This is a genomic window from Burkholderia reimsis (assembly GCF_003294055.1).
Lineage (GTDB): Bacteria > Pseudomonadota > Gammaproteobacteria > Burkholderiales > Burkholderiaceae > Burkholderia > Burkholderia cepacia.
Map to the genome: position 1 here is coordinate 1 of NZ_QMFZ01000001.1, position 19,332 is coordinate 19,332.

The window sequence follows — 19,332 nt, forward strand, 5'->3', positions numbered from 1 at the left end:
GGCCAGCGGCGTCGTGCTGACGCAGTGAGGACGCCACGATGAGAACCTCCGCTTCCACTTCGTCCGCGCCGGTGTCTGCCGGCGCCGCGAGCACCGGCGCCGGCCGCGCGCGCCCGGGCCGCTTCTCGATGCTGTCGCGCTTCCTGCCGTCGGGCCGCAGCGTCGCGATCGGCGTGCCGTTCGTGTGGCTCGCGATCTTCTTCGCGCTGCCGTTCGTGCTGGTGCTGAAGATCAGCTTCGCCGACCAGGTGATGGGCATCCCGCCGTACACCGCGCTCGCGCGGCTGGAGGCCGGCACCGTGCACGTCGCGCTGTCGCTGAAGCATTACGCGCTGCTGCTGCAGGACGACCTGTACCTGAACACCTACGTCAGTTCGCTGAAGATGGCGGCCTCGTCGACGCTGATGTGCCTGCTGGCCGGGTATCCGATCGCCTACGTCATCGCGCGCTCGGCGCCGGCTCGCCGCAACCTGCTGATGATGGCCGTGATGCTGCCGTTCTGGACGTCGTTCCTGATCCGCGTCTACGCGTGGGTCGGCATCATGAAGGACGACGGGCTGCTGAACCACGCGCTGGCGGCGCTCGGCGTGATCGCGACACCGCTGCGCCTCTATCACACCGACGCGGGCGTCTACATCGGGATGGTCTATTCGTACCTGCCGTTCATGGTGATGCCGCTGTACGCGCACCTCGTGAAGATGGACCTCACGCTGCTCGAGGCGGCGAACGATCTCGGCGCAACGCCGTGGTCCGCGTTCTGGCGCATCACGCTGCCGTTGTCGCGCAACGGCATCGTCGCGGGCAGCCTGCTGGTGTTCATTCCGGCGGTCGGCGAATACGTGATCCCCGAGTTGCTCGGGGGCGCGAACACGCTGATGCTCGGCCGCGTGATGTGGGACGAGTTCTTCAACAACATGGACTGGCCGATGGCGTCCGCCGTGACGGTGACGATGGTGCTGCTGCTGCTCGTGCCGATGGCGCTGCTCCATTACAGCCAGACCGAAGCGGAGGCAAAACCATGACCCGCGCGAATCGCATCCTGTCCGCGTGCGTGCTGGGCGCGGGCTTCCTGTTTCTGTACGTCCCGATCGTCAGCCTGGTGGCGTACTCGTTCAACGCGTCGAAACTGGTGACGGTGTGGTCGGGTTTCTCGCTGAAATGGTATGGCGCGCTGCTGCACGACGACGAGCTGCTGACGGCCGCGTGGCTGTCGCTGAAGATCGCGCTGCTGACGGCCACCGCGTCGGTCGCGATCGGCACCTGGGCCGGTTTCGTGCTCGCGAGGATGGGGCGCTTTCGCGGCTTCACGCTGTATGCCGCGATGATCAATGCGCCGCTCGTGATTCCGGAAGTGATCCAGGGCATCTCGCTGCTGCTGCTGTTCGTCGCGATGCAGCAGGCGTTCGGCTGGCCGGCCGGGCGCGGCTGGCTGACGATCTGGATCGGCCACGTGATGCTGTGCCTGTCGTTCGTCGCGGTGATCGTGCAGTCGCGCGTGAAGGAGCTCGATCGCTCGATCGAGGAGGCCGCGCTCGATCTCGGCGCGCGGCCGTGGAAGGTGTTCTTCGTGATCACGCTGCCGCTGATCGCGCAGGCGCTGGTGTCCGGCTGGCTGCTGGCGTTCACGGTATCGATCGACGACGTGATCCTGTCGGCGTTCCTGTCCGGCCCCGGGTCGACGACGCTGCCGCTCGTCGTGTTCTCGCGCGTGCGAATGGGGCTCAACCCGGAGATGAATGCGCTCGCCACGGTGTTCATCACGGTCGTGACGATCGGTGTCGTCGTCGTGAACCGCGCGATGCTGGCCCGCGAGCGGCGGCAGGCGCGCGACATGCGTACGTGGCGCGCATCATCCGCGCCCGAGGTGCCCGACACCCCCGCGTCGCCGTCCGCCATGCCGCCCGCGAGCGCGCCGGCCCCACGGCCGCTGCACGACCGCATCCCGCATCCCACGAAGTGACGAACGACCAGGAGACATTCGATGAAAAAGAAGATGCTCTGCGCGCTGATCGCCGGAGCGCTACCGGGGCTGGCCGCGGCGAATTCGAGCGCCGACCAGATCCGCACACTGCAGCAGCAGATCGCCGTGCTGCAACGGCAGATGAGCGCGCTGCAATCGCAGCTCGCCGCGAAGCCATCGGCCACGCCGGCCGCATCGGTCGCGGCGAACGCTGCGAACGCGACGACCGGTGCGGCGGCTGACCCGTCCGCACCCGGCTACGGGCAGGCGCCGGCCGTGCTGACCAACGACGACGTGTCGGAAATCAGGCAGCAGGTCGCCAATCAGCAGCTGAAGGTCGATTCGCTGACCGACGCCGCGCGCACGGGCCCGATCGCGGGGCTGTCGGTGACGGGCTATCTCGACCCGACGTACCTGTACAACCGCGGTGGCGGCACCTCGTCGTTCCAGTTCGCGAACCATGAAAACGCGTACACCTACTACAACAGCACGTTCGGCGACGTATTCCTCGACATCAAGAAGACGTTCGGTGTCGGCCCGAGCGCACCGTCCGCGGAAATCACGCTGATGCCGAACCGCGGCGCGGGCCTGTCGATGATGACGGGCAGCGGCGCGAGCGGGCTCGACATCGTGAACACGGCGGTCGTCACGGTACCGCTGTCGGGCACGACGGCGTTCGTCGGCGGGCTCGTGACGGGGTTCGGCGGCTACGAGTACCAGCAGTCGAGCCAGATGCTCACGCTCACGCACAACCTGCTGTACGACTTCTCCGATCCGGGCTCGTCGATCGGCGCGGGCGTCAACTACCAGAGCGCGGACGGCCACTGGGCGTGGAAGTTCTTCGTCGGCAACGAGCAGTTCCGCAGCGCGGGCGCGGTGACGCAGACCGGCGTCAACGCGTTCGGCGACCCGATCACGACGAGCAACAAGGTGCCGACCTTCACCGCGCGTGTCGATTATCTGCGCGGCAGCGCGCTCGATGTCGGCGGCTCGATCAGCATCGGCCGACAGACGCTGCCGAGCGCGGTCGATCCGGCGACCGGCAACGTGCGCTATGGCGTGGGCGGCAATGCGCCGAGCGCATACGGCGCGTTCTTCTTCGGCGAAGCCGATGCGACCTACACGCTCGCCGACGCGCAGTACAACGCCGAGTTCGACTACGGCCAGCAGCAGCACGGCGCGTTCAACGGCGGGCTCGCGCAGTGGTTCGGGCTGTCGCTGCTCGCGCACCGCAAGTTCAACGCGCCGGTGGTCGGCCGCATGGGCGCGACGCTGCGCTACGACCTGCTCGTGAACCGGAAGAACGGCGGCGGCGGATCCTCGATCGGCCTGAACGGCAACGGGATGGATCCGTACAACGGCTTCGGCATCGATGCGGACTGCCTCGCGCTGTCGAAGGCGAACGGCGGTGTCGGCTTCGAGTGCAAGGGCACGACGCGGCAGGCCGCCGCGTTCGACCTGCTGTTCTACCCGACCCAGCAAGTGACGGTGAAGGTCGAATACCGGCACGACTGGGCGAGCAACAAGGTCTTCCTGCGCCACGACGGGTCGTACGAGAAGTCGAACGACCTGCTCGCCACCCAACTCATCTACGCGTTCTGAAGCGACGCCGTTCGCGAGTCTTGCACATGCTCAAGTTCGAAAACCAGCAACATGTTCAGTCCTACTATTCAGCGACCGCCAACGACCGCGCGCGGCATCCGTCGCTCGACGGGGCCGTGACGGCCGACGTCTGCGTGATCGGCGGCGGGCTCACGGGCCTGTCCGCGGCACTCGAGCTCGCCGAGCGCGGCCATTCGGTCGTGCTCGTCGAGGCGTCGAGGATCGGCTGGGGCGCGAGCGGACGCAACGGCGGCCAGCTGATTGCCGGGTACGCGTGCGACATCGATACGTTCTCGGCCTGCCTGCCGGAAGACGACGTGCGGCGAGTATGGGCGATGGGGCTGGAGTCGGTCGACATCGTCCGCCAGCGGGTCGGGCGCTACGGCATCGATTGCGACCTGACCTTCGGCTACCTGACCGCCGCGAACAAGCCGCGCCATTTCGATGCGCTGCGCGCGTGGCGCGATACCGCGGCGAAACGCTTCGGTTATCGCGGCTACGAAGTCGTCGAGCGCGCCGACATGCATCGCTTCGTCGCATCGGATCGTTACGTCGGCGGCCTGCGCTACGAAGGCAGCGGCCACCTGCATCCGCTGAACTACACGCTCGGCCTCGCGCGGGCGGCGCGCGAGGCAGGCGTGACGATCCACGAGGACACGACCGCGCTCGCGCTCGATCGTGCCGCGCCGCATCACCGCGTCACGTGCGCGCGCGGGCACGTGGATGCCCGTCACGTCGTGCTGGCCTGCAACGCGTACCTGGGGCGGCTGGCACCCGCGCTCGCGCGCAAGATCATTCCGGTCGCGACGTACCTGATCGCGACGGAACCGCTCGGCGACGCGCGCGCGGCCAGGACGATGCCGGCCGATGCGGCGGTCTGCGACACCCGTTCGGCGCTCGACTATTTCCGGCTGACGCGCGACCGCCGGCTCTTGTGGGGCGGCAAGGCCAGCAGCTCGACGAATACGCCGCGCGACCTCGCGGCCGCGATGCGGCGCGACATGCTGAAGACGTTCCCGCAGCTGGCCGATGTGCGGATCGACTATGCATGGGGCGGCCTGATCGACGCGACGATGAATCGCGCGCCGCATTTCGGCAGGCTCGAGCCGACCGTGTATTTCGCGCAGGGATTTTCCGGGCACGGCGTCAACGTGACGGGCCTCGCGGGGCGGCTGATCGCGGAAGCGATCGACGCGCAGGCCGCGCGCTTCGACCTGTTCGGCCAGATTCGCCATCGCGACTTTCCGGGCGGGCGCGCGCTGCGCACGCCGATGCTGGCGCTCGCGATGACCTGGCACCGGATGATGGACCTGCTCTGATGCGCGCGGGGCGGCTCGCCCGCGCGGCACCGAAACGTTTCGATTCACTCATGCCCTGGAGGCACACATGACCAACATCACGACTCTCGTCGACCTGATGCAGGCACCGGCGAAGCTCACGCAGAGCCGCGTGCCGAGCGGGCTGCTGCTCGACGGCAATCCGCTGCAGACGCTGTCGCATCACTACATCAGCCCGTGCGGGCAGTTCAGCTGCGGGATCTGGGAATGCACGCCCGGCCGCTGGACGATCGAGTACGACGAGTCCGAGTATTGCGAGATGCTGAGCGGCGTCGCGATCGTGCGCGACGCGGACGGCCGCGAGCGCATGCTGCGCGCCGGCGACCGGTTCGTGATTCCACCGGGCTTTCGCGGCACGTGGGAAGTCGTCGAAACGTGCCGGAAGATCTACGCGTCGCACGCCCCGCTGGCCGGGCAGCCGTGCGCGTAGCGCACGTCCGGTACAAGACAATCATCGAGATCAACGAGGAGCAACTCATGACCCAGGAATGGTGGCGTCTCAGCGCGGCCGAGATGGCCGAGCGCGTCGCGCGTCGCGACGTGTCGGCAACCGAACTCACGCGCAGCTGCCTGCAGCGGCTCGACGCGGTGAACCCCGTCATCAACGCGATCGTCGACGTGATGGCCGACAGCGCGTTGCAGGCCGCGTCCGATGCCGATGCCGCGATCGCGCGCGGCGCGCCGGTCGGCCCGCTGCACGGCGTGCCGGTGACCGTGAAGATCAACGTCGACACGGCCGGACACGCGACGACCAACGGCGTGCGCGCGTTTTCAGGGCTGGTCGCGCACGAGGACAGCCCGGTGACCGCGAACCTGCGCAAGGCCGGCGCGATCGTGATCGGGCGCAGCAATGCGCCGGCGTTTTCGTACCGCTGGTTCACCGACAACGACCTGCACGGCCGCACGTCCAATCCGTGGGATTCGTCGCTGACGCCGGGCGGTTCCAGCGGCGGTGCCGCCGCGGCCGTGGCCGCCGGCATCGGCGCGATCGCGCACGGCAACGACCTCGGCGGTTCGATCCGCTACCCGGCCTACGCATGCGGTGTCGCGGGGCTGCGACCGAGCACCGGCCGCGTGCCGGCGTACAACCCGACGCAGTCGAAGGACCGCACGCTCGCGGTGCAGCTCGCCTCGGTGCAGGGGCCGCTCGCCCGCACGGTCGGCGATCTGCGGCTCGCGCTCGACGCGATGGCGGCAGGCGACGCGCGCGACGCTTGGTGGATGCCGGTTGCGCCGATGGCGCGCGAAACCGCGTTCCCCGCGCGCGTGGCCGTGTGCGCGGCGCTGCCGGGCGTGCCGTCCGATCCCGTGGTGGTCGATGCGATCCGGCAGGCCGCGCGCTGGCTCGAGGACGCCGGCTGCATCGTCGAGGAAGCGGTGCCGCCGCGGTTCGCCGAAGCGTGCGAGCTGTGGCTGGACCTGGTGACCAACGAAGCGCGCAGCGGCCTCGGCGACGTGATCATGCAGCACGGCGACGCCGCGATCCGTACCGCGTTCGCGAGCCAGCGCCGTCTCGCGAAGCCGCTGGATCTCGAGGGCTACATGAACGGCCTCGCGCGACGCACCGCGTTGCTGCGCGACTGGCAGCAGTTCTTCGTGCGCCATCCGCTGCTGCTGATGCCGGTGTCGTGCGCGCGGCCGTTCGCGATCGACGCCGATCAGCACGGCGACGACGCGATGCGCGCGATCGTCGACCGGCAGGGGCCGTTGCTCGCGACCGCGCTGCTCGGGCTGCCGGGGCTGTCGGTGCCGACCGGCATCCGCGAGGGCGTGCCGACCGGCGTGCAACTCGTCGCCGGACGTTTTCAGGAGGCGCTGTGTCTCGCGGCGGGCGAAGCGATCGAGGCGCGCGCGGGCATCTTGACGCCGATCGATCCGGTTACCGGATCGTGATGCGGGACTTTTCACGAGGATACGCATGAATCAATCGACATTCGAAGACTGGCAGGCCCGCGCGGCCGCGCTGCGGATCGAAGGGCGCGCGTTCGTCGACGGCGCCACCCGCCATGCGCAAACCGGCGCGACCTTCGCCTGCTTGAGCCCGATCGACGGTCGTGTGCTCGCGCACGTGGCCGATTGCGGCGCCGACGACGTCGACCTCGCGGTGGCGGCCGCGCGCCGCGCGTTCGACGCGGGCGTGTGGGCCGGGCTGAACCCGCGCGCGCGCAAGGCGGTGCTGCAGCGCTGGGCCGCGCTGATGCGCGAGCACCTCGACGAGCTCGCGCTGCTCGAGACGCTCGACACCGGCAAGCCGATCGCCGATACCACGGCGATCGACGTGCCGGCCGCCGCGCATTGCGTCGAATGGTATGCGGAAGCGATCGACAAGATCGGCGGTGAAGTGGCGCCGGTGGACCCTCGGCTGGTCGGGCTCGTCACGCGCGAGCCGATCGGCGTCGTCGCGGCCGTCGTGCCGTGGAATTTTCCGCTGCTGATGGCCGCCTGGAAGTTCGCGCCGGCGCTCGCGGCAGGCAACAGCGTGGTGCTCAAGCCGTCCGAGAAATCGCCGCTCACCGCGGTCCGCGTCGCGCAGCTCGCGTGCGACGCCGGCATGCCGGCGGGCGTGTTCAGCGTCGTGCCGGGCGGCGCGGAACCGGGCAGGGCGCTCGCGCTGCATCGCGACGTCGACTGCATCGCGTTCACGGGGTCGACGCGCACGGGGCAGCAGATCATGGCGTGCGCCGCGCAGTCGAACCTGAAGCGCGTCTGGCTCGAGCTCGGCGGCAAGTCGCCGAACATCGTGCTGCCCGATTGCCCCGATCTCGACCGCGCCGCACAGGCGGCCGCCGACGCGATCTTCTTCAACATGGGTGAAGTGTGCACGGCCGGCTCGCGCCTGCTCGTGCATCGCGACATCAAGGATGAATTCGTCGCGAAGCTGGTCGACGCGTCGCGGCGCTTCGTGCCCGGGCATCCGCTCGATCCGTCGGTGACGATGGGGGCGATCGTCGATCGCATGCAGCTCGATCGCGTGATGGGTTACATCGGCGCCGGGCGCGACGAGGGGCGCCTCGTGACGGGCGGTGCGCGCGTGCGCGAGGAGACGGGCGGGTTCTATGTCGAGCCGACGGTGTTCGAGGTGAAACCGGATGCGAAGATCGCGCGCGAGGAGATCTTCGGGCCCGTGCTGTCGGTGATCGTGTTCGACGACGTCGACGAGGCCGTGCGGATCGCCAACGACACGGAGTACGGGCTGGCCGCGGCGGTATGGTCGGCCGATCTGTCGACCGCGCATGCCGTTGCGCGGCGGCTGCGCGCGGGCACCGTGTGGGTCAACTGCTACGGTGACGGCAGCGACGACCTGAATTTTCCGTTCGGCGGCTACAAGCGGTCGGGCAACGGCCGCGACAAGTCGCTGCACGCGCTCGACAAGTACACCGAGCTGAAATCGACGGTCGTGCGGTTGTAGCGTCGGGCCGCGCGGCACGCTTGCACGGTGCCGCGCGATCCTGCGCGCGGGTCAGTGGTGTTGGTTGCCGGCGCCGAACAGGCGCGGCTGCGCGGCGTTCAACGCGTCGTCCGCTTCCGGCTGCCACGGGAAAACCCCGTTGCGGTCGGGCCACAGCAACTGGACGCACGGGAACTCGTCGTTGCCGTAGAACCAGCGGTTCCAGCCGAGATGGGCTTCGTAGTGCGCCTTCTCGACCGGCATCAGCAGCGCGTTCGCGTTGCCGAATACGGCATCCGTGACTTCGCCGACCGGCGGCGGCGTGCCGGCTGCGACCATCCGGTAGACGTCCCACAGCACGTCATGGACGATGCGCGCCGGCATCGAGAACACGATGAGTTCCGGAAAACCGTGGTTGACCCACAGCCCGGTCGTGAAAGAAAACCCGGGTGCGTCCCCTTCCGCGAACACTTCCGTGCGGAACCACCCGTGCTGACGAATCCGCTGCACGAATCGCTGCTCGTCTTCCTCGAGCACCGAATCGGGCGCGTCGAGCGCGGTGGCGATATCCGGTCGCGTGGTCATACGGGGCTCCTTGGATCTGCGTCGGGCGGCGGCAAGCCGGGGGCGGGCCTCCCGCCGGCGGGAATGCGACCGTGGCCGAACCGGCCGGCGATCGCCGTGCGCCATGTTGCCACAGCGGTCCCGCCTACTGCTCCGCCTTCTCCACCTCCGCCGTTTCACCGAGGAACCCGCCGCTCTGGTGCGCCCACAGCGCCGCATAGATGCCGCCGGCCTGCAGCAGTTGCTGGTGCGTGCCTTCCTCGACGATGCGCCCTTCGTCGAGCACGATCAGCCGGTCCATCGCCGCGATGGTCGACAGCCGGTGCGCGATCGCGATCACCGTCTTGCCGCTCATCAGGCCGTCGAGGCTGCGCTGGATCGCGACTTCGACCTCGGAATCGAGCGCGCTGGTCGCTTCGTCGAGCACGAGGATCGGCGCGTCCTTGAGCATCACGCGTGCGATCGCGACGCGCTGCCGCTGGCCGCCCGACAGCTTCACGCCGCGTTCGCCGACTTCGACGTCGTAGCCGCTGCGGCCGTGGCGGTCGCGCAGCCGGTCGATGAACTCGGACGCTTCCGCGCGCTCGGCCGCGTCCTGCATCTCGCGCTCGGTCGCGTCGGGGCGGCCGTACAGCAGGTTCTCGCGCATCGTCCGATGCAGCAGCGACGTATCCTGCGTGACCATCCCGATCGCGGCGCGCAGGCTGTCCTGCGTGACGTGCGCGATGTCCTGCCCGTCGATCCGGATCGCGCCGCCGCCCACGTCGTAGAAGCGCAGCAGCAGGTTCACGAGCGTCGACTTGCCGGCGCCCGAGCGGCCGATCAGGCCGATCCGCTCGCCCGGCCGGATCGTCAGGTTCAGCCCGTCGAATACCGCGCGATCGTTGTCCTCGTGCGCGAACTGCACGTTGTCGAACACGATTTCGCCACGCTGCACCGTAAGCGGCTTCGCATCGGGCGCGTCGACCACGCTGCGCACCTTCGTCAGCGTGTTGATGCCGTCCTGGATCGTGCCGACGTTCTCGAACAGTTCGGTCATCTCCCACATGATCCAGTGCGAATAACTCGACAGGCGCAGCGCCATCGCGATCACAGCCGCGACGACGCCCGCGCTCGCCTCACCGTGCATCCACAGATACAGCGCGAGGCCGGTCGAGCCGACCAGCAGCAGCGTCGACAGCAGGTGATTGACGACCTCGAACGCGCTGACGAGGCGCATCTGCGCGTCGCCGGTCTCCTTGAATGCTTCCATCGCGCGTCGTGCATGGTCGGCTTCCCGCCGCGTATGCGAGAACAGCTTCACGGTCGTGATGTTCGAATACGCGTCGGTGATGCGGCCCGTCATCAGCGCGCGCGCGTCGGCCTGCCGGCTGCCGACCGCACCGAGGCGCGGTACGAAATACGCGCACGCCGCGCCGTAGCCAAGCGCCCACAGCACGAGCGGGATCATCAGCCGCCAGTCGAAGCTGGCGGCGAGCGCGAGGATGCCGATCAGGTACGCGGCGACGCCGATCACGACGTCGACCGACATGAACAGCGCGTCGCGCACCGCGAGCGCGGTTTGCATGATCTTCGTCGTCACGCGGCCCGCGAATTCGTTCGCGTAGAACGACAGGCTCTGGTCGAGCATCAGCCGGTGAAACAGCCAGCGCAGCCGCATCGGGAAGTTGATCGCGAGCACCTGGTGCTTGACCATCGTATGCAGCGCGATCAGCAGGGCACTGCCGGCGAGGATCGCCGCGAAACCGGTGAGCGTGCCGAAGTGCCGGCCGCCGAAATCCGCCGGCGTCGCGGACGCGAGCCAGTCGACCACGCGGCCCATCATCGCGAACAGCGCGGCTTCGTAGGCGGCCAGCGCGGCCGACGTCAACGCGATCAGCAGGATCCAGCTGCGCGCTCCTTTCGTGCACGCCCAGACGAACGAGAAGAATCCCTTCGGCGGCGTGACGGGATCTTCGAGCGGGAAAGTCGGCAGGCGCCGTTCAAACCACGAAAACATTGGAACCTCTCCTTGATGCGGCCACGCCAGCCGGCGCGGCCGTATTGCCTGTTTCAGGTGCGGCGCCTTCGCGGCGCCGCGGTACTGCACACGTGTTCACTGCGACCGGATCCACGCCTCGATCGGGGAGAGCGTGCCGGGCGCATATGCATGGCGCCCGAGCGCCATGTACAACCAAGTCTTCCACGTCGGCCAGTCGGACTCGAGCTGGTAGTCGAACCAGCCGGCGCGCAGCAACCCATGCGTCGCACCGGGCACGACCACCACGCGCCGGTCGGGCCGGTTCGCGAAGGCTTGCGTGTAGGCATGCGCCTCGTCGACCGGATCGACATTGCGGTCCTGCGCGCCCCACACGGCCAGCACGGGCCCCTGCATCGTTGCGAGCGCCTGCGACGAATCCTCCAGGTAGTTGCGTGCGATGAAGCCGAAGCGGCGCGGCTCGATGTCGGGGCGCCGGCGCGGATCGGCCGGTACGTCCGACCGACCGAAGATTTGGTCGTTGTCGCGTCGCTCGGCGGCCAGTGTCGCATCGATTCGATCCGGCTGCAGGCCCGTTGCCTGGAGCTGCTGCCGGCTCAGGTAGGTGCCTTGCCGGCGCCAGCTGACGGCGCCGCCGACGATCACCGAGAACGCGGGCCGCACCGCATTCGCGACGCGCGGCACGACCCAGCCGCCTTGCGAGAAGCCGAGCAGGCCGATCTTGTGCGCGGGGCCGACGACGGCGCGCACGCGCGCCATCGCGGCGATCGTTTCGTTCGCACGATCCTGCATCGATTGCGCGAGCCAGTCGCCGCCGCTGCGGCCGGTGCCCTGCTTGTCCCATGCGAACACGCCGATGCCGGCGTCGAGCAGGCTGTTGACGAGCGGCAGCATCGCGTCGTCGGAGAAGCGGGTGCGCGGCCCGTCACCGTGCACGAGCAGTACGATCGGCGCGCCGGGCGCATGGGCCGGCAGCGCGAGCGTGCCGACGAGGTCGGCGCCGTTGGCGCGGAACGTGAGCGACGACACGTTCGCGCCCTTCAGCTCGAAGTCGGCGAGGCCGCGCAGCACGAGCGCACCGGCCACGACGAGCACGAACAGGACGAGCGCGATGCCGGCGATGACGATTCGTTTCAAGAGGCCCTCGGTGCGGTGGCGTGAGCGGATGCCGCAGGCGGCATGTGCGGGGGCACGCTGCCTTGACGCCTGCCGGACGTCGCCACGATAATAGATCGATTAATCAGTCTAATAAAGATTCGAGTCATCGTCGAGTACGGAGTGCCTGTTGAGAAAGATCGATCCTGAAAGAGTGGAAGCGAAGCGGCGCCAGATCCTGGATGCCGCGATCGACTGTTTTGCGCGCGACGGCTTCCATGCGACGTCCACGGCCGCGATCTGCAAGGCGGCCGGCATGAGTCCCGGCAACCTGTTCCACTACTTCCCGACGAAGGCGTCGATCATCGAGGCAGTCGCGCAGGACGACCAGCGCGAGATGGCCGAACTGTTCGCGCGGCATGCGGACGCCGACGACGCGCTGGCCGCGATCGAGGAGATCGCATTGACGTTGATGGAACTGTCGAGCGATCCCGTCTATGCGCGCATCTGCGTCGAGACCGCGGCGGAGGCGACGCGCAATCCGGACGTCGCCGCGCTGTTCGCGGCGAACGAGGCGCAGGTGAAAGGGCGGATGGTCGCGCTGATCAAGCGCGGTGTGGCGCAAGGGAAGATCGACGCAAGCCTGAAGCCCGATCTTGTCGCGACGTGGCTGCTCGCGCTCGCGGAAGGCGCGGTCGGGCGCGTGGTGTTCGAGCCGGGGTTCAAGCCGCGCGCGCACCGGGCGATGTTGCGGACGATCATTCAGCGGATGTTGAAGCCGCAGTGAGGATCGCTGCCGTGGATTTGCTTACGCCGATGGATGGGGCTGAGTCCCTGGTTCCAGCTTCAACGCTGCGGCAATCTCGGTCGCCGTTTTTTGCAACTCGGGCACATAGCGGCGAGTGGCATCTGCGAGACTGACCGCGCGCGACAGGAAGACGATATTGAGACTCGCGATCACGCGCTCGTCCGCGCTGATCGCGACCGCCACCGCGCCGATCTTCGCCTGTGCGGTCCAGTCCCCGTGATTCGAGCCGAAACCATCCTCTCGCACACGCCGGATCAGCTTGCGCACGAGCGCATCGTTTCTCGCGAACACCTGTTGCTCTTCGCCGCCCGCACCGGAGCGCAGCAGTTCCAGAATGTCCTCACGCTCCTCGTCGGGGCACATTGCGAAGTAGGCGCGGCCCGCAGCCGTCAGCAAGATCGGTAAACGCCGCCCGACCATCGCGCGATGAAACGACAGCCGGCTGAAGCGATGCGTCGTCTCACGGATGATCATCGCGTCGCCATCGGGCGTGGTCAGATCGGATGGCCACGCGACGCGCTGCAGGAGCTGCCCCATGATCGGCGGCGCCACGGTGGCGATGCGCTCGGTATCGGTGAAGCCCTCGCTCAGCGAACGCACGGCGAGCGTCAGGCGGAAGCTGTCGTCCGATGTGCTGCGGCGCACGAATCCTTCCTCCATCAACGTTTCGAGCAGGCGGCGCACCGTAGTGCGATGCAGGCCGGTCAGATCGGCGATCTGCTGACTCGTTGCGCGTCCGTCTTCCATCGCATTCAGAGCCCGCAGTACCTGGAGGCCGCGCGCCAGTCCGCGCACGTTCGTATAGGTTGTCACGGAAAAAATCCCATTGAAATCAATCATGTGCATTCTATGCACATTCCGGAGATTTTGTTGAGGGGGTTATCCGCCATCCATAAACTGCGTTCATAAGCTGAACGATCGAGAGCCAGGCGCTTCGTCGGTTCAGCACATCGGACAAGCCCAGTCAGGAGACAAGCATGCGCCCCGCCTTTGAACCGGCGGCCGGCAACGGCCGCGCTCATCCTCACGAAACGACACACCGTTCGATCGACGCAGATGTCGCCATCATCGGCGCGGGCCCGGTCGGCCTGATGATCGCGAACATTCTCGGCCTGCAGGGCGTGCGCGTCGTCGTGATCGAGAAGCTCGCGCAGATCATCGACTATCCGCGCGCCATCGGCCTCGACGACGAAGCACTGCGCGTATTCCAGTCGGTCGGCCTTGTCGACGCTCTGCTGCCGCACACCACACCGAATCACTGGATGCGCTTCACGCTGAAAGGGAAGTGCTTCGCGTCGATCGAGCCGCGCACCGACGAGTTCGGCTGGCCACGCCGCAATGCATTCATTCAACCGCTCGCCGATCAGATTCTGTACAGGGGGCTCGGGCGTTTCGAGAATGTATCGACGCTGCTTGGCCACAGCGTCGACAGCTTCGCACAGGACGAGAGCGGGGTGACCCTTGACGTGACAGACGCGAACGGTGCGAAGACGACGATTCGTGCCGCGTACATGGTCGGTGCGGACGGCGGCAACAGTTTTGTGCGCCGCGCGCTCGACGTGCCGTTCGAAGGCCGCACGAAGCCGAATCAATGGATCGTGATCGACGTGCGCAACGACCCGATCGGCTCTCCGCATGTCTATCTGCATTGCGACGCGCGGCGTCCCTACGTTTCGGCGGCGCTGCCGCACGGCATCCGGCGCTTCGAATTCATGGTGATGCCGGGCGAGACGGAGGAGGAACTGTCGAAGCCGGAGAACATGGCGGCGTTGGTGCGCGGGGTCGTCGACGATCCTGACAAGGTCGACTACATTCGCCGACGGGTCTATACGCACAACGCGCGGCTCGCGAGCACGTTCCGCGTCAAACGCATCCTGCTCGCGGGGGACGCCGCACACATCATGCCGGTGTGGCAGGGGCAGGGTTACAACAGCGGCATTCGCGACGCGAGCAATCTCGGCTGGAAGCTCGCGATGGTCGTGAAAGGCACGGCGCACGACGCGCTGCTCGATACCTACACGATTGAGCGGCGCGCCCACGCGCGCTCGATGATCCACCTCTCGGAAGTCGCGGGCGATATCTTCGCGCCGACGAGCCTCTTCGGATCGAAAGTGCGCGACGCGTTCGTGCGCTGTTTCGACATGCTGCCTTCCCTGAAGCGTTACTTCGTCGAAATGCGCTTCAAGCCGATGCCGCGCTATGAAGAGGGCGTCGTGCTTCTGGCGCGACGCGCGCGGTCCGAAGGGCTGCTCGCGCGCATGATCGCGAAGCGCGGACACGGCGCGTTCGGCAGGCTGGTCGGTTTGATGAGCGAGAAACGTGAATCGCTGATCGGGCGGATGGTGCACGGCCGCGATGCGCAAGCGGGCACTCCCGTGGGCCGCATGTTCATCCAGCCACGCGTGCGTCTGGTGGATGGCAGCATCGTCCGGCTCGACGATGCGATCGGCAACCGTTTCGCGATCGTGGGGTGGGGCACGGACCCGACTTTCGGCCTGACGCCCGAGGCGCGCCGCATCTGGAACGCGCTTGGGGGGTGCTTCGTGATCGCGAAGCCCGACCCGCAGCTCGCCTTCCAAGACGACGTGCCTGACGACGTGATCGCTGTTGGCGATGTCGACTCGCGCTTGCGCGACTGGTTCGCGCGCGTGCCCGAATCGGTCGTGCTGTTGCGGCCCGACCGCTTCGTGGCCGGCATGTGCTCGCCGCAATGTGTATCGGGCTGCGTGTCGCAGCTTGCGCAACGGCTGTCGCTTGTGATGGCAACGGGCGCGACGGCCAACGGCGCGACGTTCGCGCACGCCGCCGACCTGGTAGGGGCCTGAGATGCCGATTCATCTCGAATGCATGTCGCATACCCCCTTGCACGGGTATTTCGACCCCAGTCCGAAAGTCGTCGCGGAAGTCGAACTGGTGCAGCGCGCGGCGCGCGAGCGGGTCGATGCGTTCGATCCGGAACTGGTGATCGTGTTCGCGCCGGACCACTACAACGGATTTTTCTACGACGTGATGCCGCAGTTCTGCATCGGCGTGAGTGCAACGGCCATCGGCGATTTCGGCAGCGCGGCCGGCCCGTTGCCCGTCGCGCGCGATGCGGCGCTCGCGCTCGCCGATGCCGCGCTCGCGAGCGATATCGACGTCGCCGTTTCGTATCGCATGCAGGTCGATCACGGCTGCGCGCAAGCGCTCGAGGTACTCACCGGTGGCATCGACCGCTATCCAGTGGTGCCCGTGTTCATCAACTCGGTTGCGCCGCCGATGGCGTCGTGCCGCCGCGCGCGGCTGCTCGGCGATGCGATTGGCCGTGCCGTCGCGCGCATGCCGAAGCGCGTGTTGCTGATCGGCTCGGGCGGCATTTCGCATGAGCCACCGGTGCCGGAAATCTCGGGCGCGGACGATGTCGTCGCGGAACGGTTGATCGCGGGACGCAACCCGTCACCGGAGTCGCGCGATGCGCGGCAATCCCGCACCGTCGCGGCGGCCAAGGCGTTCGCTGCGGGTGACAGCCGGCTGCATCCGCTCAATCCAGCATGGGACCGCGCGTTTCTCGAACTGCTCGAACGCGGTGAACTCACCGCCGCCGATGGCTTCACGAACGAAGCAATCACGCTTGAGGCAGGCAAGTCCGCACACGAGATCCGCACGTGGGTTGCGGCATTCGGTGCGCTTGCCGCGAGCGGTCGTTACGCGGCATCGATCGATTACTACCGCGCGATTCCGGAATGGATCGCCGGCTTCGGCGCGATGCACGCGCAAGAACAGGCCCTTTCCAGGAGATAGAACCATGTCGGATGACAACAGCATGCTTTCGATGGCCGCGCGCCTGCGTGAAGCGCAGGCCTCGCGTCGGACGATCGCGCCACTGCGCGAGACGTGTCCCGAAGGCGACGCGACACTCGCTTACGCGATCCAGCAGATCAACAACGACTTGCGCGCAGCGAACGGCGAGCGCGTCGTCGGCAGGAAGATCGGCCTGACTTCGCCCGCGGTGCAGAAGCAACTCGGCGTCGATCAGCCCGACTTCGGCGCGTTGTTCGCGTCGATGGCTTACGGCGACAGCCAGCCGATGCCGCTCGCCTCGTTGATTCAGCCGAAGGTCGAAGCGGAGATCGCACTCGTGCTCGAACGCGACCTGACCGCCGAAAAGCACACCTTCGCGGATCTGATCTCGGCGACCGCTTATGCGGTCGCCGCGGTCGAGGTCGTCGACAGTCGCATCCGCGACTGGGATATCCGGTTTTTCGACACCGTCGCGGACAACGCGTCGAGTGCGCTGTTCGTGCTCGGCAGCCGCCCGGTGCTGCTGCGCGATATCGATCTGACCGCTTGCGCGATGACGCTCACGCAGGACGGCGAAGTGCTTTCACGCGGCAATGGAAGTGCGTGCCTCGGCAATCCACTGAATGCGGCTGCGTGGCTCGCGGACCGGATGGCTCGACTCGGCACGCCGCTGCGCGCGGGCGAGATCGTGCTGACGGGTGCGCTCGGCCCGATGGTCGCGGTGAAGGCGGCCGGCACTTATACGGCGCATATCGAAGGGCTCGGCAGTGTGCGCGCCAGTTTCAGCGAATGACGGACGGAGACATTTCCATGGCAACAGACAACACCAGGTGCAAAGCCGCGATCATCGGATCCGGCAACATCGGCACCGACCTGATGATCAAGATCATGCGTCGCGGCAGGCATCTCGACGTCGCGGCGATGGTCGGCATCGATCCGGCCTCGGACGGCCTCGCGCGCGCCGCGAGGCTCGGCGTGGCGACGACGCATGAAGGCGTGGAAGGGCTGGCGCGCCTGCCCGTATTCGACGAGATCGACTTCGTGTTCGATGCGACGTCCGCCGGCGCGCATGTGAAGAACGACGCGTTCCTGCGCGCGCTCAAGCCCGGCATTCGCGTGATCGACCTGACGCCCGCTGCCATCGGCCCGTATTGTGTGCCGGTGGTGAACCTCGACGCGCATCTCGATGCGCCGAACGTGAACATGGTCACGTGCGGCGGACAGGCGACGATCCCGATGGTCGCGGCCGTGTCGCGGGTCGCAAAGGTGCATTACGCGGAGATCGTCGCATCGATCAGCAGCAAGTCGGCGGGGCCCGGCACGCGCGCCAACATCGACGAATTCACGGAGACGACGTCGAAGGCGATCGAAGCGGTCGGCGGCGCCGGCAAGGGCAAGGCGATCATCGTGCTCAACCCGGCCGAGCCGCCGCTCATGATGCGCGATACGGTCTATGTGCTGTCCGAAGCGGCAGACCGGGCGCAGATCGAAGCGTCGGTCGGCCAGATGGCCGCTGCGGTCCAGGCCTACGTACCCGGCTATCGCCTGAAGCAATCCGTGCAGTTCGACGAGATCCCCGCCGTTGCGCCGTTGCATATCCCCGGACTCGGCCGTTTCAGCGGACTCAAGACCTCGATCTTCATCGAGGTGGAAGGCGCGGCCCATTATCTGCCGGCCTACGCGGGCAATCTCGACATCATGACTTCCGCCGCGCTGGCAACGGCCGAACGCATGGCTGCGTCGCTCGTGAACGCCTGAAGCAAGGAGCACCCGATCATGGACAAGAAACTCTATATCTCCGATGTGACGCTGCGCGACGGCATGCACGCGATCCGTCATCAGTATTCGATTCAGAACGTGCAGGACATCGCCCGCGCGCTGGACGAGGCGAAGGTCGACAGCATCGAGGTCGCGCATGGCGATGGCTTGCAGGGCTCGAGCTTCAACTATGGCTTCGGCGCGCATAGCGATCTGGAATGGATCGAGGCGGTCGCCGATGTGGTGAAGCACGCGCAAATCGCGACGCTGCTGCTGCCCGGCATCGGCACGATTCACGACCTGAAGGCCGCGTACGACGCGGGCGCGCGTGTCGTACGTGTCGCGACCCATTGCACGGAGGCGGACATTTCGAAGCAGCACATCGAATATGCGCGCAGCCTCGGCATGGATACCGTCGGCTTTCTGATGATGAGCCACATGACCACGCCTGACCACCTCGCTATCGAGGCGAAGAAGATGGAAAGCTACGGAGCGACCTGCGTGTACGTGGTCGATTCCGGCGGCGCGATGAACATGAACGACATCCGGGCGCGCTTCAGGGCGCTCAAGGCCGTGCTTCGCCCCGAGACCCACACGGGCATGCATGCCCATCACAACCTGAGCCTCGGCGTGGCCAACTCGATCGTTGCGGTCGAGGAGGGGTGCGACCGCATCGATGCGAGCCTGGCGGGCATGGGGGCGGGAGCGGGCAATGCCCCGCTCGAAGTGTTCATCGCGGCGGCCGAGCGCCTTGGCTGGCATCACGGCACCGATCTTTATCGCCTGCTCGATGCGGCCGACGATATCGTCCGCCCGTTGCAGGACCGACCGGTGCGGGTGGACCGCGAAACGCTCGCGCTCGGTTATGCGGGCGTGTATTCGAGCTTCCTGCGGCACTCTGAAATCGCGGCGAAGAAGTACGGCCTGAAAGCCGTCGACATTCTCGTCGAGCTCGGCAAGCGACGCATGGTGGGCGGCCAGGAAGACATGATCGTCGACGTCGCGCTCGATCTCAAGAAGCGCGAAGCACGCGCCTGAACCATTCGGTATGCCACGCGCCAT

General features: G+C 67.3%; 17 protein-coding genes. 13 read left to right on the forward strand and 4 right to left on the reverse strand.

Annotated features, from left to right (window positions below):
* Nucleotides 1–38: 38 nt before the first annotated feature.
* From DPV79_RS00005 to DPV79_RS00035, 7 genes are all read left to right on the forward strand, one after another.
* Complete coding sequence (locus DPV79_RS00005) at nucleotides 39–1,022, forward strand: ABC transporter permease subunit (protein WP_113044424.1); 984 nt, start codon at nucleotides 39–41, stop codon at nucleotides 1,020–1,022.
* Nucleotides 1,019–1,960 (forward strand): ABC transporter permease subunit, encoded by a 942-nt coding sequence (locus tag DPV79_RS00010; protein ID WP_059492535.1) that lies wholly within the window; start codon nucleotides 1,019–1,021, stop codon nucleotides 1,958–1,960. Before DPV79_RS00005 ends, DPV79_RS00010 begins: the two co-directional genes overlap by 4 nt.
* Nucleotides 1,961–1,981: 21 nt before the next feature.
* Entirely contained in the window at nucleotides 1,982–3,562 is a 1,581-nt protein-coding gene (locus DPV79_RS00015) for a DUF3138 family protein (protein WP_113044425.1), read from the forward strand.
* A 26-nt stretch (nucleotides 3,563–3,588) separates the two neighbouring features.
* A complete protein-coding gene (locus DPV79_RS00020; protein WP_113044426.1) occupies nucleotides 3,589–4,881 on the forward strand; it encodes an NAD(P)/FAD-dependent oxidoreductase in 1,293 nt (430 codons plus the stop codon).
* 67 nt (nucleotides 4,882–4,948) lie between these two features.
* The gene (locus DPV79_RS00025; protein ID WP_113044427.1) at nucleotides 4,949–5,329 is read left to right on the forward strand and encodes a cupin domain-containing protein; all 381 of its coding nucleotides are present in this window, start codon (nucleotides 4,949–4,951) and stop codon (nucleotides 5,327–5,329) included.
* Nucleotides 5,330–5,376: 47 nt separating this feature from the next.
* Complete coding sequence (locus DPV79_RS00030; RefSeq protein ID WP_059620356.1) at nucleotides 5,377–6,792, forward strand: amidase family protein; 1,416 nt, start codon at nucleotides 5,377–5,379, stop codon at nucleotides 6,790–6,792.
* Between the two features lie 25 nt (nucleotides 6,793–6,817).
* Nucleotides 6,818–8,308: an aldehyde dehydrogenase gene (locus DPV79_RS00035; RefSeq protein WP_113044428.1), complete on the forward strand. Its 1,491-nt coding sequence runs from the start codon at nucleotides 6,818–6,820 to the stop codon at nucleotides 8,306–8,308.
* 51 nt (nucleotides 8,309–8,359) lie between these two features.
* Here DPV79_RS00035 and DPV79_RS00040 read toward each other — a convergent pair whose 3' ends face one another.
* The 3 genes from DPV79_RS00040 to DPV79_RS00050 form a co-directional block, all read right to left on the reverse strand.
* The gene (locus DPV79_RS00040) at nucleotides 8,360–8,872 is read right to left on the reverse strand and encodes a DUF4262 domain-containing protein (RefSeq protein ID WP_059492531.1); all 513 of its coding nucleotides are present in this window, start codon (nucleotides 8,870–8,872) and stop codon (nucleotides 8,360–8,362) included.
* Nucleotides 8,873–8,996: 124 nt separating this feature from the next.
* Nucleotides 8,997–10,850: an ABC transporter ATP-binding protein gene (locus tag DPV79_RS00045; protein ID WP_113044429.1), complete on the reverse strand. Its 1,854-nt coding sequence runs from the start codon at nucleotides 10,848–10,850 to the stop codon at nucleotides 8,997–8,999.
* A 96-nt stretch (nucleotides 10,851–10,946) separates the two neighbouring features.
* Nucleotides 10,947–11,966: an alpha/beta hydrolase family protein gene (locus DPV79_RS00050; RefSeq protein ID WP_113044430.1), complete on the reverse strand. Its 1,020-nt coding sequence runs from the start codon at nucleotides 11,964–11,966 to the stop codon at nucleotides 10,947–10,949.
* A gap of 148 nt (nucleotides 11,967–12,114) precedes the next feature.
* On the opposite strand from DPV79_RS00050, the gene DPV79_RS00055 reads away from it, so the two are divergent.
* Nucleotides 12,115–12,711 carry a TetR/AcrR family transcriptional regulator gene (locus DPV79_RS00055; RefSeq protein WP_042975746.1) on the forward strand — a complete coding sequence of 199 codons (597 nt, stop codon included), beginning with the start codon at nucleotides 12,115–12,117 and terminating at the stop codon, nucleotides 12,709–12,711.
* Between the two features lie 21 nt (nucleotides 12,712–12,732).
* Here the strand turns inward: DPV79_RS00055 and DPV79_RS00060 are convergent, their stop codons facing one another.
* Nucleotides 12,733–13,545, reverse strand: a complete 813-nt coding sequence (locus DPV79_RS00060; RefSeq protein ID WP_059552827.1) for a DNA-binding transcriptional regulator — start codon at nucleotides 13,543–13,545, stop codon at nucleotides 12,733–12,735.
* 164 nt (nucleotides 13,546–13,709) lie between these two features.
* On the opposite strand from DPV79_RS00060, the gene DPV79_RS00065 reads away from it, so the two are divergent.
* The 5 genes from DPV79_RS00065 to dmpG are packed head-to-tail and all read left to right on the forward strand — an operon-like array spanning nucleotide 13,710 to nucleotide 19,308.
* Nucleotides 13,710–15,557, forward strand: a complete 1,848-nt coding sequence (locus DPV79_RS00065) for a bifunctional 3-(3-hydroxy-phenyl)propionate/3-hydroxycinnamic acid hydroxylase (RefSeq protein ID WP_113044431.1) — start codon at nucleotides 13,710–13,712, stop codon at nucleotides 15,555–15,557.
* Between the two features lies 1 nt (nucleotide 15,558).
* Nucleotides 15,559–16,512, forward strand: coding sequence for a 3-carboxyethylcatechol 2,3-dioxygenase (locus tag DPV79_RS00070; RefSeq protein ID WP_113044432.1), 954 nt, complete (start codon nucleotides 15,559–15,561; stop codon nucleotides 16,510–16,512).
* Between the two features lie 4 nt (nucleotides 16,513–16,516).
* The gene (gene mhpD / locus DPV79_RS00075) at nucleotides 16,517–17,305 is read left to right on the forward strand and encodes a 2-keto-4-pentenoate hydratase (RefSeq protein WP_113044433.1); all 789 of its coding nucleotides are present in this window, start codon (nucleotides 16,517–16,519) and stop codon (nucleotides 17,303–17,305) included.
* Nucleotides 17,306–17,322: 17 nt separating this feature from the next.
* Entirely contained in the window at nucleotides 17,323–18,270 is a 948-nt protein-coding gene (locus DPV79_RS00080; RefSeq protein WP_059492525.1) for an acetaldehyde dehydrogenase (acetylating), read from the forward strand.
* Nucleotides 18,271–18,285: 15 nt separating this feature from the next.
* Nucleotides 18,286–19,308, forward strand: a complete 1,023-nt coding sequence (gene dmpG, locus DPV79_RS00085) for a 4-hydroxy-2-oxovalerate aldolase (protein WP_311769280.1) — start codon at nucleotides 18,286–18,288, stop codon at nucleotides 19,306–19,308.
* The last annotated feature ends 24 nt before the right edge of the window (nucleotides 19,309–19,332 follow it).